Raw genomic sequence first — 13,259 nt, forward strand, 5'->3', positions numbered from 1 at the left:
GAGGTCACTCCTTCGGGTAGGCGCGGTCGCGGGTGAGCTGCGAGCCGGTCATGGTCGCCGCGTCGGACAGCAGGAACAGCAGGGGGCCGACGACGTCCTCGGGGGTGCCGATCCCCGTGGTGCGCGCCCAGTGCTCCCGCTCGCCGCCCGCCGGGTTGGCGGCCTGGAACTGCGGGGTGTCGATGACGCCGGGCGCGAGGACGTTCACCCGGATCCGGTGCTCGGCCACCTCGGCGGCCAGCGACTTGGCGAACGAGACCAGCGCGCCCTTGCTGGCGGCGTAGGCGGACGCCTCGGCCCGGCCCATGTGCGCCAGGCCGGAGCTGAAGACCACGATCGACCCGGACCGGCGCTCGGCCATCGCGGGCAGCACGGCCTGGCAGCACCAGACGACGCCGTCGAGGTTCACGCCGAGGACACGGCGCCACTCCTCGGGCGCCATGCCGGCCACCTCGGCGCGGGGCTGGACGGCCGCGCCCGCCACGAGGCCGTCGACGCGGCCGTGCCGGGCGAGGGTCTGCTCGACGGCCGCGAAGACCGCGTCGCGGTCGGCCACGTCGACGGCGACCTGCTCGACCCCGGGCGCCGCGTCCAGGCCGGCCGCGGGCGCGATGTCGAAGACCACGGCGGTCCCGCCGGCGGCGCCGACGCCGCGCGCGAGGGCCGCGCCGATCCCGTTGGCGCCGCCGGTGACGATGACGACCTGCCCGGTCGCGTCGAAGCTGGCTCTCATCGGGTGGTGCCTCCCGTCGCGCGGACCGGAACGTCGGCTCCGGCCAGGGCCAGCGAGTCGGGCAGGACGGCGCCGACCTCGCCGGCCGTGCGGCGCAGCGCCTCGAGGACGCTGCCCTCGATCCGGACGCCTCCGGCGAGGGCGGCCGCGTGGTTCTCCGCCTCGATCTGGCCGGGCAGGTACAGCCGCTCCACGCCGGGCGCGGTGGGAGACCCGGTGACCTCGGCGGCCAGCCGGCCCATCCGCTCCGCGAAGTCCGCCGGGTCGCCGAACGCCGCCACGTCCACGGCCAGGAAGAAGTGCGCGCAGTTGTTGGGGACCGTGACGTCGCTGTAGAGCCCCCGCACGGCCTGCCCGAACCCTCCGCCGGACAGCACCCCGGTGAGGACGTCGATGACCAGCGCCAGCGCGAAGCCCTTGTGCCCGGCGGCGGGCAGGAGCATGCCGCCCAGGGCCGCGCGGGGGTCGGTGGTGGGCCGGCCCTCCGCGTCCGAGGCCCAGGTGGACGGGATCTCCCGGCCCTCCGCCGCCGCGATGCGGATCTTGCCGAGGGCCGCCTCCGACAGCGCCATGTCCAGCACGACGGCAGGCCCGTCGGGCATCGGCACGCCGACGGCGAGCGGGTTGTTGCCGACCACGGGAGCCGCCCCGCCGACGGCGGGCATCAGCGGCCGGGTGTTCGCCGCGGCCAGCCCGACGCAGCCCTCCCGCGCCGCCGCCTCGACGTAGCGGAACGCGCCCCCGAAGTGGAAGGCGTCGCGGACCGCCACCGCCCCGACGCCGAAGCGCTTCGCCTTGGCGACGGCGATCCCCATCGCCTGGTCCCCCGTGAGCTGGCCGAGCGCGTGCCCCGCGTCCAGGACGGCCATCGCGCCGAGGTCCACCACGACGTCCGCCCGCTCCTTGCGGCTGACGGAGCCGGCCCGCACGCGGTCGACGTACATCGGGACGAGCATGCTCCCGTGCGAGGCCACGCCGCGCATGTCGGCGTCGACCAGGGCCTCCGCCACCGTCGACGACGCGGCGTCGCTGAACCCGACGGCACGGAAGACCGCGCCGACCGTGCGCCGCAGCCCGTCGACGGGCACGCGCCCCCGCTGGCTCGAATCACTCATGTATCTCTCCACGCATCACGGACCGAAGCTTGCCGATATCTCATATCAAATGTCAACTATCAGAACTCGCCGCCGTGAACGGGCAGGAACGGCACAGTGAGCGGGAAGGCCGGTCCGGGCGTCCGGCCGTGGTGGGTGACGTGGTGGTACTGGACGTGCGGCCCCGCGGCCGGGTACCTTGCCGGGCACATGTCCGGCGCCGCCCTCATCCCGTCGAGGAACCGGCCGACCGGATCAACGAGCTGCCCGAGAACCTCGTGCATCCGGGGCTCAACGCCACCACGCCCGTCGACCCGCGGGCGCGGTCACGGGACGCGGCGGCGCGCTTCGCGGGTCAAGCGCCGCCGGGTGGCGTGTTCGCGATGCGCTCCTGGACGGTGGTGCGGGCGCGTGACAGCAGGTCTGTGGCGCGCGGGTAGTCGGTGAGCTGCTCGTCGAGCAGGTCGAGTACGGGCAGGAGGAACCGCGCGGGGACGTCGCGGGCGGCGAGGATGTCGATGGTCCACGTCATGAAACCGGTGAAGAGTCCGGGATCGTCCAGGTAGAGGGCGGTGGCGGCGAACTCGACGATGTGGGAGACGTCCTCGGCCGCCCGGTCCCGCTGCTCGTCGGTGTAGCCGGCCATCGCCGGGATCCGCGACCGCAGCCCGTCCAGGACGTGCCGGACCAGCCGGGGCGCCGTGCTGGTGACATGGGCGTAGGTATGGTCGGCCAGGTGCGGCAGGTCGTCGACGACCCGGTGGGGGTGCGGCCGGGGCAGCGGGCCGCGGGCCAGCCGGTCGGCGGCGGCACGGGCGTCGGGTGCCCACGCGTCCGCGCCCAGCAGGTCGGCGTAGCGGCCGCCGGGGCCGAAGGCGGCGCCGCCGGCCATGACCGGGGTGCCGGTCGACTGGCACGCGGTGATGGCCGCGTGCGCGGCCGGGAGCCGGGTGGCGATCGAGGACGACAGCGCCACCGCGGCCGGGGCGGTCCGGTGCAGGTGGGAGATCAGGTGCGGGGTCGGCACCTGGGCGCCGAGGTAGTCGACCTGCCGGCCGCGCAGCCGCAGCACCTCGGCCAGGAGCCGGGCGGGCAGGGCGTGCCACTCGCCGTCGATGCAGGCCACCGCGATCCGGCCGGGCCGCTCGGGGGCCGCCGCCGCCCGCCGCCGGACGGCCGGATGGTGCGCGACCGCGCCGATCACGCGCTCGTTGACGGCGGTGGCGGTGTGCTCCTGCGCGACGGTGATCCGGTTGGCCGCCCACTCCCGCCCGACGCGGGCCTGCAGTGGCGCGATGACGTCCAGCAGCAGGTCCTCGGGATCCATCCCGTCGTCCAGGGCCGCCATCACGATGTCGGTGGCGGCGTACTCGTCCCCGTCGATGACGGCCGTCCAGAGCGCGTCCGCCCCCGCCGTCCCGCCGGACGGCCGCGCCGAGCGCGTCATGGCGGTCCCCCTTCCGGTTCCGGGGCGGCGCCCGCCCCGGCGCGCCCGGGAGCGGTGATCGCGATCACCGCCATGTCGTCGTGCCGGCCCGTCCCGACCCATTCGGCGGCGAGCATGTGCACCCGCTCCACCAGCGCTTCCGGGGGCATGCCGCCGCATTCGGCCAGCTCGGCGCGCAGCCGCTCGTCGCCGAACATCTCGCCGCCCCGCGGTCCGCCCATGGCCTCGGTGATGCCGTCGGTGTACAGCAGGCAGGTGTCCCCGGGACCGAGCGTCGCCTCCGCGGTCGTCGAGTCGATCTCCTCGAGCACGCCGATCAGCGAGCCACCGGTCCGCGCCGTCTCGACCGCCCCGCCGGCCCGGACGAGCAGCGGGGCGGGGTGGCCCGCGCTGGTCAGCCGCAGCCGCACCCGCGCGCCCTCCCGGCGGGCCGAGGCCAGCACCAGCGTGACGAACCGCGCCGGATCGTCCAGCAGCAGGGCCCCGTTGAGCAGTTCCAGCACGCGCCGGTGGTCGCCCGCCATCGGCAGCAGCGCCCGCAGCGTGGTGCGGATCTTGCCGGTCAGGACCGCGGCCTCCAGGCCCTTGCCGCACACGTCCCCCAGGACCACCAGCGACTCGGCCCGCGAGTCGGCCGCGCCCGCGGGGAACACGTCGTAGAAGTCGCCTCCGACCAGGTCCTCGTCACCGGACGGCCGGTACCGCGCCGCCAGCTCCACCCCCTCCAGCTCGTCCGTGCGAGGCGGCAGCAGTTCGCGCATCAGGGTCGCGGTGATGGACGCCTGCTCGGCGTAGAGGCGCGCGGCCGACAGCATCGCGCCCGCACGGCCGGCGAAGAGGCGGACGGTCGGCTCCTCCCCCGCCGAGAACGCCTCCGGGCCCGCCAGGCGCAGCAGCACCAGCGCGCCGGCCGGAACGCCGTGGCCGGGGAGCGAGATGACCGCGATCGCCGCCGGCCTTCCCGGCGCGAGGCGCGCGAGCCAGGCGGGAGCGGTCCGCGGATCGATCCAGCGCGGCGGAACCGGCGGGAAGCCCCGCAGCGCGTCCGCCAGGCCCTCGACCTCCGCCGGGTCGATCGGCAGTTCCCGGTGCTCGACCCGCCCGCCGGGCCCGGAGCAGGCGACGGGATGGCCCCGCGCGGACCGCGGGACGATCACCACCGCCGCGTCGGCCAGGTGCCGGGCGGCCAGCCGCGCCGTCACCTCCATGCACCGTTCCAGGTTGAGCGACTCGGGCAGCTCCTCGGACATCTCGATCAGGAACGCCGTGCGCTCCCGCTCGGTGACGTCCACCAGCCACCAGGCCGCCCCCGCCGGGTCCTCCGGCGTCCCGCCCTCCCGTACCGGGTGGGCCTCGACCACCCGGCCGCCGATCGGCCCGCGCGCGACCGGACCGGCTCGTCCGCCGATCGGCCGCCGGGCACGGGCCAGCCATTCCGGGACGGCCACGGCCGCCGCCCCACCGGGCGGGACGCCCAGCAGCAGCCGCGCCGCGTCGTTGGCCTGGACGACGACCCCGGCCCGGTCGACGGACAGGACCGCGCAGGGAGCGGCGCGCAGCACCGGATCGAGCACGTCCCGCGCGCCGCCGCCTTCGCCCTGGGTCGGTTCCGTCACGCCATGGCCCCCGAGAAGATCGCTCCACTGCCTCCTCACCCCGTACCCGCGAGATGAGCGATCTCCCCGGTCCGCGCCCGACCTGCCCGGTCGCGGGCTAGCCCTTGAGCCCGGCGGTGATCTTCCACTCCTTCAGCTCTCGGTCCTTCGTCACGTTGAGCCGGGTGTAGGGGTCCTGCTCGACGAGCGCCTGCGCCGCCTCCAGGTCGTCGGCGGCGAGGACGATGATGCCTCCGCTCAGGTCGGCGAGCGGCCCGGCGAGGACGAGCGAGCCGGCCGCCTCCAGCTTGCCGAGGTGCTCCAGGTGCTCGGGGCGGCGTTCAGCGCGCAGCGGGGTGTCGTTGTAGCCGTAGGTCAGAATGAAGTGGGCCATGTGGCCTGTCCTTTCGTGTCGGGTTGGTCCCGCGGCCTGCCGGCCGGGGAGGGTTCCAGAGGGCCGGTCAGCCCGCGGTGACCCGCTGGCGCTGCCGCCCGAGGCCGTCGATCTCGATCTCGATGACGTCGCCGGCCCGGAGGTAGGGGAAGCGCCCGGAGAGCGCGACGCCCTCCGGGGTGCCGGTGAAGACCAGGTCGCCCGGGCGGAGCGTCATCGCCTGCGACAGGTACCAGACGAGGTGGTCGACGGCGAAGATCATGTCCTTGGTGACCGAGTCCTGGCGGGCCTCGCCGTTGATCCGGGACCTGATCCCGAGACCGGTCGGGTCGACCGGGCCGATGGCGACGGAGGGGCCGAGCGGGCCGAACGTCGGGAAGCACTTGCCCTGCGACCACTGGCCGCCGTCCTTCCCGAGCTGCCAGGCGCGCTCGGAGACGTCGTTGCCGATCGTGTAGCCGGCGATGACCGCGGGCGCGTCCGCGGGCGAGGCGAGCCGGTCGGCCTGCCTCCCGATGACGACCACGAGTTCGGCCTCCCAGTCCGCTTGGACGCTGCCCGGAGGGAGGACCACGTCGTCGTACGCGCCGACGAGGCAGCTCGGGTGCTTGAAGAAGAGGATCGGCTCCCGTGGCGGCTCGCTTCCCGACTCGGCGGCGTGGGCCGCGTAGTTCTGGCCGATGCACAGCACGGCGCCCGGCCGCGCGACGGGGACGCCGACCCGCAGGTCCGCCGCTCCGGAGAGCTCGCGCAGCCGCCCCTCGCGGTGGGCGTCGCGCGCCTTCCCGATCCCTCCCGCGGCGAAGAAGTCCGGGTCGATGTCGCCGGCGACGGGGCTCAGGTCGTAGGTCTTCCCGGCGGCGCGCAGCGCCGGCGTCTCGGCGCCGGGCGGGCCCAGTCGCAGGAGTTCCATGCTCGTCGTCTCCTAGTTCGTCGTCAGGTCGTGGCGGGGGAATGGATGGGTGCCGTGGTGGTCGTGAGCGGCCGGCCGGTACCGCCCCAGGCGTTCGCGATCAGCTCGGCGGCGATGGAGACCGCGGTCTCCTCGGGAGTGCGCGCTCCCAGGTCGAGTCCGATGGGCGACCGCAGGCGGGCGAGGGCCTCGGGGGCGACCCCGGCCTCCCGCAGGCGCCCGAGCCGGTCCTCATGGGTGCGGCGGCTGCCCATCGCGCCGATGTAGGCGGCCGGCGTCTCCAACGCGGCCACCAGCAGCGGGACGTCGAACTTCGGATCGTGGGTGAGGACGCACAGCGACGTCGAGGCGTCCACGCCGGCCCGCTCCAGGTACCGGTGCGGCCACTCGACGACGATCTCGTCGGCCTCCGGGAAGCGCGTGGCCGTCGCGAAGACGGGCCGGGCGTCGCAGACGACGACGTGGTAGCCGAGGAACTTGCCGATGCGGGCGACCGCCGAGGCGAAGTCGATCGCGCCGAAGACGATCAGCCGCGGCGGCGGAGCGAACGACTCGACGAAGACCGTCAGGTCGTCCCTCCGGCGTTCGCCGTTCGCGCCGAGGTCGATCGTGGTGCTGATGCCCCGCGCGAGCAGTCCCCGGCTGTCGTCGGCCACGGCGCGGGTGAGCCGGTCGTCCCCGAGGTCGCCGATCACGTCGTCGGGGGTGACGACGACGTGCCGGCCGGTGCCGGGGCCGGAGACCACGGTCGCGACGCATACCGCCCGGCGTTCCCCGACGGCCTCCGCGACATGGCCGATGGCCGCCCGGCGTTCGGCGGTCGCCGGCTGGACGAAGACGTCCAGGATCCCGCCGCAGGTGAGGCCGACCGCGAACGCGTCGTCGTCGGACACGCCGTACCGGCGCAGCCGCGGCTGCCCGGTCTCGATCGCCTCGCGGCACTCCTCGTAGACGGCGCCTTCGACGCAGCCGCCGGACACGCTGCCGACGACCTCGGCGTCCGCCCGCACCGCCATGGAGGCGCCGGGCTGCCGGGGCGCCGAACCCCAGGTGCCGACGACCGTCCCGATCGCGAAGTCGTCACCGCCGTCCATCCACTCCTGGAGCGAGGCGAGGATGTCACGCACCGGCGTCTCCGAGCCCGTAGACCCGGCGGGCCGTGCGGGAGAAGACGTCCGCCTGCTCCTGGCCGGTCCGGTGGCCCAGCGCGCGCCGCCACGCGGTGGTCAGCTCGGCGGCGGACGTCCACAGCCGCTCGACCGGCAGGTTGGTCCCGAACATGGCCCGGGACGACCCGAACCCGTCGAGCACCTCGTCCGCCACGAACCGCAGGAGCCCGTCGTCGACCCGGTGGACGAAGGTCCCCTGGCCGGTCAGCTTGACGACGACGTTCGGGCAGGCGGCCAGTTCCCGCATGCCGGCCCGCCATTCGGCGACGGTGGCCGGATCGCCGGGATCGGTGAGCATCCCCGCGTGCACCAGCACGAACCGCACGCCGGGGTTGTCCGCCACGAGCGCCGCCGCGTCGTGCATCTGCCCGGCGAAGACCTGCAGCTCGAACAGCCATCCCAGCTCCGCGAGCGCGGCGATGTTGCGCCGGAAGACCGGGTCCTTCATGCGGTCGGGTCCGTCCGCGAAGCGGAACTCCGGCCGCTCGTGCCAGTGCAGTTGCAGCCGGGTGCCGACGACGAGCGGGCTGAGCTCCTGCTGGGTCCGCATGACCTCGATCGCGTCCTCGGAGAACAGGTCCGCGCACCCGACCATGGCCATCGGCCAGCCGGTCCGCTCATGCAGCCCGGCGATCCAGCGCACCTCGTCGACGACGCGGTCCAGCGGCCAGTTCGGCTGGACGTACACCGAGGCGGCGATGCCGGCCGAGGCGGCGTCGTCCCGGTACTCCTCGATCAGGTAGTCCCGCTGGATGGGTGCGTAGGGTCCGAAGATCCGCGGCACCATCGGGCCGGACAGCCAGGGCATGTCCGCCTTCCGCCAGACATGGTGGTGCGAGTCGACGATGTCGCCCGAGTAGAGCGGGCTCTCAGACATGGGCTTCCCTTCCGGTCCTCGGGGTGGGGGCGAACCTCTCGCGGACCGCGACGAGGGCCGTGTCGAGGTCCTGGACGCCGGTGAGCGCGTCGATGTCGGGCAGGACCAGCGACATCCCGCGGGTCAGCGGCCGGTACTCGGGGTGGCAGGCGAGCGGGGACCACCAGCTCAGCCGGTGGCCGAGGCGCGCGAGGCGCCGCGTGGCCGCGGCCATGGCCGCGCAGTCCCCGCGCTCGAGGCCGTCGGAGAGGACGAGGACCAGCGCTCCCCTGGCCATCGTCGCGAAGCGGGCGTTGCCGAGGAACGTCTCCAGGCTGCTCCCGATCATGGTGCCGCCGTCGGCGTCCAGGACCACCCGCGCCAGCGCGGCGAGGGCGGCGTCGACGTCGGGGTCGCGGAGGACGGCGGTCACCCGGGTGAGGCGCGTGCCGAACGTGAACACCTCCGCCCGGTCGCACGCGGCGACCACCGTGTGCGCGAACCGCAGGTAGTCCGGGCTGTACTGCTTCATCGACCCGGACACGTCGATGAGGAGCAGGACGCGCCGCCGGCGGTGCGGCCGGTCCCTCCAGCGCAGCCGGACGAACTCGCCGTGCGTGCGCCGGGAGGCGAGGTAGACCGCGCGCAGGTCGAGGCGGTTCCGGCGGCCGCTGGGACGGCACCGGCGGGACCGGACCGCGGGGACGGCCCCGGGCAGCTCGCGGCAGATCCGCCGCATGGTCTCCCGGGCCTCCGGGCCGGTGGCGGCGAAGTGCCGCGCGGCTTCGGGGCTCACCCGGCTCGCCTCCAGGCCGGTCCCTCCCGCCTGGTCGAGGACGGGAGCGGCGTCGTCGTCCGCTCCGCCGGCGGTCGCCGACTCGTCGTCCTGGTCGTCCTCCTCGTCCTCCGCCTCGGCGGCGGGTTCGCCGGTCATGAGGAACGCGTCGGCGGCCGTCCCGAAGAAGCGCTGGAAGACCTCGTCGTAGACGTGCCGGTCCGCCTCCGCGCTGACGAGGGTGGCGGCGCCCACCCAGTAGAGCCGGCCGGGGGTCGACGGCGCGAGCAGTTCGATGCCCGCCAGGAAGTCGAGCTGCTTGTTGGCCGGGACGCCGACGCCCTCCGCGCGCAACGCGCGCAGGAACAGGAACAGGTGGTCCTGAGCCCGCGCGACCAGCCGGACGTCCGGTCGCGCGGACCCGGTACCGGGGTCATCGGCCGTCATCGGCGAAGACCTCGCTGGCATGGGCCGCGATCAGCGCCCCGTCCTCCTCGTTCTTCAGCACCAGCCCGAGGGACGCCCGCAGGGCATCGCCCCAGTCGGCGCCCTCGTCCGCGAGCGCGAGCGAGCCCTGCGCCCAGGCGATGGTCTCGGCGATGCCGGGGCGCTTCATCGGCCCCAGGGAGCGGATGACGTTGACCGAACGCACCAGCTGCGCCGCGCTCCGGGCACTGAGCCCGGGAGCCTGCGCCTCCACGATCATCCGTTCGCGCTCGGGTTCGGGGAACGGTATCCAGTGGTAGAGGCAGCGCCGCTTGAGGGCGTCGTGCAGTTCGCGCGTCCGGTTGGAGGTGAGGACCACCACCGGCGGCACGGCCGCGGCGACGGTGCCCATCTCGGGGATCGTGATCTGGAAGCCGTCGAGGTACTCCAGGAGGAACGCCTCGAACTCGCTGTCGGCCCGGTCGATCTCGTCGATGAGCAGCACCGCGCCGGCGGCGGACCGCAGCGAGCGGAGCAGCGGCCGTTCGAGGATGAACTCGGCCGTGTAGAGGTCGCCGGCCGGCGTGCCCCCGGCCTCGGCGGACCGGAGGCTCAGCAGCTGCTTCGGGTAGTCCCACTCGTACAGCGCCTGGGAGACGTCGATCCCCTCGTAGCACTGGAGCCGGACGAACTCACGTCGCAGGACCTCGGCGAGGACGTGCGCGACCTGCGTCTTGCCGACTCCCGGCTCACCCTCCAGCAGCAGGGGGCGGCCGAGGCCCATCGCCAGCCGGACCGCGGTCAGCAGGCCCTCGTCCGCGAAGTACCTCCGGTCCCTCAGGTCGCGGCTGAAGGAGTCGTGGTCGATCAGCATCAGCCCCGGCCCTCGTCGCGCAGCGCGTCCAGCCCCCGCAGGACCGACTCGGGGGTGAAGGGCATCGTGGTCAGCCGGACGCCGCAGGCATCGAAGATCGCGTTGGCGATCGCCGGGATCGGGGCGTTGGCGGTCATCTCCCCGATGCCCTTGGCGCCGAACGGCCCGGTGTCGGCGGGCCGTTCGAGGATCACGCTGGTCTGCACCGGGATCTCGGCGGGGCCGGGCATGAGGTACTCGCAGAAGTCGATCGGCCCGTGCGCCCGCGAGGCCGGGTAGTAGGGCTCGGTCGACTCGAAGACGGCGTGCGACACCCCCATCCACGCGCCGCCCTCGACCTGCTGGGTCGCCATCGCGGGGTTGAGGGCCCGGCCGATCTCGTAGGCGTTGTGCAGGGTCAGGACGGTGACCACGCCGGTCTCGTCGTCGACCTCCACCTCGGCGACGGTGCAGGCGTGGGCCTGGCAGGAGTCCGGGTCCATCTCGCCGGTCTCCGGGACGGGGTAGCTCCGCTCCTTGAGGAAGATCCCCCGTCCGGAGATGGTCCTGCCCTGCTTGAAGTGGGCCGCCATGGCGATGTCCTCGACATGGATCCTCCGGTCGGGGCTGCCCTTGAGGCGCACGTATCCGGTGCCGTCGGTCTCCAGGTCGCCGGCGTCGACCTCCAGCTCGTCGGCCGCCACCTGGAGCATCACCTCCCGGGCCTCGCGGGCGGCCATGATGACGGCGTTGCCGACGCGGTGGGTGCCGCGGCTGGCGAAGGTGCCCATGCAGTGCGGGCCGGTGTCGGTGTCCGCGGTGTCGACGATGACGTTCCCCATCGGGATGCCGAGGGTCTCCGCGGCGCACTGGGCGGCGACGGTCTTGAGCCCCTGCCCGAGGTCCACCGACGAGAGGGTGACGACGAAGCCCCCCGTGGTGGTCGCGTGGACGAGGGCCTGGGAGGGGTCGCCGCCCAGGTTCATGCCGGTGGGGTAGTTGACGGAGGCGTATCCGCGGCCGTAGCGGAGGGTCATGAGCGGGCTTCTCCCCGGGTGGACGACGACATGGCCAGGTACTCCTCGGGCAGCTCGTGCCTGACGAGGGCGGCCGCCCGCTGGATCACCTCGATGAGGGCGGTGCCGGAGGCGACCTTGCGGTGCGCCTTCAGATCCCCGTCGCGGTAGGCGTTCCTGAGCCGGAACTGCAGCGGATCGATGTCGAGCGCGCGGGCGATCCGGTCCATCTGGGACTCGATGGCGAAGTCGGCGATGGTGACGCCGAATCCGCGCATCGCGCTCGACGGCGTCCGGTTGGTGTAGACGCAGTGGCAGTCCGCGTGGACGTTCGGGATCGTGTAGGGACCGGGCAGGTGCGCGGCGGCCTTCGTCGTCCCGTAGGGCGAGTGGCGGGAGTAGGCGCCGGCGTCGACGTAGAGCATGATCTTGCGCGCGACGATGCGGCCGTCGTTCATGACGCCGTCCTTGATGTAGATGCGCTCCGCCGCCCGCGGCGACGAGACCTGCATCTCCTCCTCGCGCGTGTAGACGAACTTCACGGGCCTGTTGGTCAGCATCGCCGCGACGCAGGCGAGCGGTTCGACCATGACGTCGACCTTGCCGCCGAAGCCGCCGCCGACCGTCCCGCCCTTGACCCGCAGGTCGGTGAACGGGCGGTCGAGGATCAGCGCGGTGTTGTCGAGGGTGAAGAACGCGGCCTGGGTGTTGGTGTGGATGACGAGCCGGCCGCCGGCCTGCGGGACGACGACGCAGCCGGTGGTCTCGGTCGGCGCGTGCTCGATCGGCGCCGAGCTGTAGCGCCACTCGAAGACGCGGTCGGCCCGGGCGAAGCCCTCCTCGACGTCGCCGAAGCGGATGCGCCGGGCGTGGTGGCCCTCGTAGACGAAGTAGTTCGTGCCGGCCTTCTTGATGACCGGCGCGTCCGGGGACATCGCCTCCTCGACGTCGAAGACCGCGGGCAGCTCGGTGTAGCGGACCTTCACCCGGCCGGCGCCCTCGATCGCGGCGGCCTCGGACTCGGCCACCACGGCCACGATCGGCTCCCCCGCGTAGATGACGCGGTCCTCGGCGAGCACGGGCTCGTCATTGGGCTCGATCCCGATGAGCCGCAGCACGGTGTACCAGTTGGACGGGACGTCCTTGTGGGTGATGACGCGGAGCACCCCCGGCACCTTCAGCGCCTCGGAGTAGTCGACGTCGTCGATGAGCGCATGGTGGTGGACGGAGCGGTGGATCTTGACGTGGGCGAGGTCCGGGAAGGTGCGGTCCTCGAAGAACTCCGTCCGGCCGGTCACGTGCCCCAGCGCGTCGGAGCGCTGGACCGTGGTTCCGATGACGGTGAAGTCGGACTTGCGCTCGTCCTTGAAGAACTCTTCGTCGATGGGGTTGATGCGCGCCATCAGACCTGCGCCTCCTGCCCGGCCCCGGTGTTCGCCGACGCCGTGCTCGCCGACGCCGTGTCCGCCGATGCCGTGTCCGCCGATGCCGTGTCCGCCGACGCGCGGCGCCGGGCCGCCGCGGCGTCCCGGATGGCGCTGACGATCGGCTCGTATCCGGTGCACCGGCAGACGTTGCCGCTGATCGCCTCGTTGATCTCGTCGTCGGTCGGGTCGGGGTTCCGGTCGAGCAGGGCCTCCGCCGACATGATCATTCCCGGCGTGCAGAAGCCGCACTGGGTGGCGAACCCGTCGACGAACGCCCGCTGGACGTCGCTGAGCTTCCGGCCGTCGGCGAGCCCCTCGACCGTCCCCACCTCGGCGCCGTCGACGGTGACGGCGGGGACCAGGCACGACACCACGGGGTCTCCGTCCAGCAGGACGGTGCACGACCCGCACGCCCCTTGGGCGCAGCCGCGCTTGGCCCCCATCAGGCCGAGGTGCTCGCGCAGGGCGAGGAGCAGGGTCGTTCCGGGCTCGGCCATCAGCGCCTTGTCGACGCCGTTGACCTTCAGGTTCACGATCTTGACCGTCATGGCGGCTCCGTCC

The 13,259-nt window shown here is 73.7% G+C and carries 14 protein-coding genes; all 14 read right to left on the bottom strand.

Annotated features, from left to right (window positions below; genetic code table 11):
* Nucleotides 1-4 precede the first annotated feature (4 nt).
* The gene (locus HUT06_RS24940) at nucleotides 5-733 is read right to left on the bottom strand and encodes an SDR family NAD(P)-dependent oxidoreductase (RefSeq protein WP_176197945.1); all 729 of its coding nucleotides are present in this window, start codon (nucleotides 731-733) and stop codon (nucleotides 5-7) included.
* Nucleotides 730-1,848 carry an Ldh family oxidoreductase gene (locus HUT06_RS24945; RefSeq protein ID WP_176197946.1) on the bottom strand — a complete coding sequence of 373 codons (1,119 nt, stop codon included), beginning with the start codon at nucleotides 1,846-1,848 and terminating at the stop codon, nucleotides 730-732. Before HUT06_RS24945 ends, HUT06_RS24940 begins: the two co-directional genes overlap by 4 nt.
* A 59-nt stretch (nucleotides 1,849-1,907) precedes the next feature.
* Complete coding sequence (locus HUT06_RS24950; protein WP_176197947.1) at nucleotides 1,908-2,111, bottom strand: hypothetical protein; 204 nt, start codon at nucleotides 2,109-2,111, stop codon at nucleotides 1,908-1,910.
* A 71-nt stretch (nucleotides 2,112-2,182) separates the two neighbouring features.
* Nucleotides 2,183-3,274, bottom strand: coding sequence for a B12-binding domain-containing protein (locus HUT06_RS24955; RefSeq protein WP_176197948.1), 1,092 nt, complete (start codon nucleotides 3,272-3,274; stop codon nucleotides 2,183-2,185).
* On the bottom strand, nucleotides 3,271-4,890 hold the full coding sequence (locus tag HUT06_RS24960; protein ID WP_254715368.1) for a GAF domain-containing SpoIIE family protein phosphatase: 1,620 nt from the start codon (nucleotides 4,888-4,890) through the stop codon (nucleotides 3,271-3,273). The genes HUT06_RS24955 and HUT06_RS24960 overlap by 4 nt, the downstream gene beginning before the upstream one ends.
* A gap of 97 nt (nucleotides 4,891-4,987) precedes the next feature.
* Nucleotides 4,988-5,263: a YciI family protein gene (locus HUT06_RS24965; RefSeq protein WP_176197949.1), complete on the bottom strand. Its 276-nt coding sequence runs from the start codon at nucleotides 5,261-5,263 to the stop codon at nucleotides 4,988-4,990.
* Between the two features lie 67 nt (nucleotides 5,264-5,330).
* Nucleotides 5,331-6,176 (bottom strand): fumarylacetoacetate hydrolase family protein, encoded by an 846-nt coding sequence (locus HUT06_RS24970; RefSeq protein WP_176197950.1) that lies wholly within the window; start codon nucleotides 6,174-6,176, stop codon nucleotides 5,331-5,333.
* 23 nt (nucleotides 6,177-6,199) lie between these two features.
* Nucleotides 6,200-7,303: an XdhC family protein gene (locus tag HUT06_RS24975; RefSeq protein WP_217711434.1), complete on the bottom strand. Its 1,104-nt coding sequence runs from the start codon at nucleotides 7,301-7,303 to the stop codon at nucleotides 6,200-6,202.
* Nucleotides 7,296-8,222, bottom strand: coding sequence for an amidohydrolase (locus HUT06_RS24980; protein WP_176197951.1), 927 nt, complete (start codon nucleotides 8,220-8,222; stop codon nucleotides 7,296-7,298). Before HUT06_RS24980 ends, HUT06_RS24975 begins: the two co-directional genes overlap by 8 nt.
* Complete coding sequence (locus HUT06_RS24985) at nucleotides 8,215-9,423, bottom strand: VWA domain-containing protein (protein ID WP_176197952.1); 1,209 nt, start codon at nucleotides 9,421-9,423, stop codon at nucleotides 8,215-8,217. The genes HUT06_RS24980 and HUT06_RS24985 overlap by 8 nt, the downstream gene beginning before the upstream one ends.
* Entirely contained in the window at nucleotides 9,410-10,276 is an 867-nt protein-coding gene (locus HUT06_RS24990) for a MoxR family ATPase (protein WP_176197953.1), read from the bottom strand. The genes HUT06_RS24985 and HUT06_RS24990 overlap by 14 nt, the downstream gene beginning before the upstream one ends.
* The gene (locus HUT06_RS24995) at nucleotides 10,276-11,292 is read right to left on the bottom strand and encodes a xanthine dehydrogenase family protein molybdopterin-binding subunit (RefSeq protein ID WP_176197954.1); all 1,017 of its coding nucleotides are present in this window, start codon (nucleotides 11,290-11,292) and stop codon (nucleotides 10,276-10,278) included. The genes HUT06_RS24990 and HUT06_RS24995 overlap by 1 nt, the downstream gene beginning before the upstream one ends.
* Nucleotides 11,289-12,674, bottom strand: a complete 1,386-nt coding sequence (locus HUT06_RS25000) for a xanthine dehydrogenase family protein molybdopterin-binding subunit (protein ID WP_176197955.1) — start codon at nucleotides 12,672-12,674, stop codon at nucleotides 11,289-11,291. Before HUT06_RS25000 ends, HUT06_RS24995 begins: the two co-directional genes overlap by 4 nt.
* Nucleotides 12,674-13,246 carry a (2Fe-2S)-binding protein gene (locus tag HUT06_RS25005; RefSeq protein ID WP_176197956.1) on the bottom strand — a complete coding sequence of 191 codons (573 nt, stop codon included), beginning with the start codon at nucleotides 13,244-13,246 and terminating at the stop codon, nucleotides 12,674-12,676. Before HUT06_RS25005 ends, HUT06_RS25000 begins: the two co-directional genes overlap by 1 nt.
* Between the last annotated feature and the right edge of the window lie 13 nt (nucleotides 13,247-13,259).

The organism is Actinomadura sp. NAK00032 (assembly GCF_013364275.1).
Taxonomy (GTDB): domain Bacteria; phylum Actinomycetota; class Actinomycetes; order Streptosporangiales; family Streptosporangiaceae; genus Spirillospora.

What these genes read in the sequence shown, in the direction of transcription:
- HUT06_RS25005 (WP_176197956.1), bottom strand. Translation starts at nt 13,246, where the DNA reads ATGACGGTCAAGATCGTGAACCTGAAGGTCAACGGCGTCGACAAGGCG.
- HUT06_RS24950 (WP_176197947.1), bottom strand. Translation starts at nt 2,111, where the DNA reads ATGCACGAGGTTCTCGGGCAGCTCGTTGATCCGGTCGGCCGGTTCCTC.
- HUT06_RS24985 (WP_176197952.1), bottom strand. Translation starts at nt 9,423, where the DNA reads ATGACGGCCGATGACCCCGGTACCGGGTCCGCGCGACCGGACGTCCGG.
- HUT06_RS24980 (WP_176197951.1), bottom strand. Translation starts at nt 8,222, where the DNA reads ATGTCTGAGAGCCCGCTCTACTCGGGCGACATCGTCGACTCGCACCAC.
- HUT06_RS24970 (WP_176197950.1), bottom strand. Translation starts at nt 6,176, where the DNA reads ATGGAACTCCTGCGACTGGGCCCGCCCGGCGCCGAGACGCCGGCGCTG.
- HUT06_RS25000 (WP_176197955.1), bottom strand. Translation starts at nt 12,674, where the DNA reads ATGGCGCGCATCAACCCCATCGACGAAGAGTTCTTCAAGGACGAGCGC.
- HUT06_RS24940 (WP_176197945.1), bottom strand. Translation starts at nt 733, where the DNA reads ATGAGAGCCAGCTTCGACGCGACCGGGCAGGTCGTCATCGTCACCGGC.
- HUT06_RS24955 (WP_176197948.1), bottom strand. Translation starts at nt 3,274, where the DNA reads ATGACGCGCTCGGCGCGGCCGTCCGGCGGGACGGCGGGGGCGGACGCG.
- HUT06_RS24990 (WP_176197953.1), bottom strand. Translation starts at nt 10,276, where the DNA reads ATGCTGATCGACCACGACTCCTTCAGCCGCGACCTGAGGGACCGGAGG.
- HUT06_RS24995 (WP_176197954.1), bottom strand. Translation starts at nt 11,292, where the DNA reads ATGACCCTCCGCTACGGCCGCGGATACGCCTCCGTCAACTACCCCACC.
- HUT06_RS24945 (WP_176197946.1), bottom strand. Translation starts at nt 1,848, where the DNA reads ATGAGTGATTCGAGCCAGCGGGGGCGCGTGCCCGTCGACGGGCTGCGG.
- HUT06_RS24965 (WP_176197949.1), bottom strand. Translation starts at nt 5,263, where the DNA reads ATGGCCCACTTCATTCTGACCTACGGCTACAACGACACCCCGCTGCGC.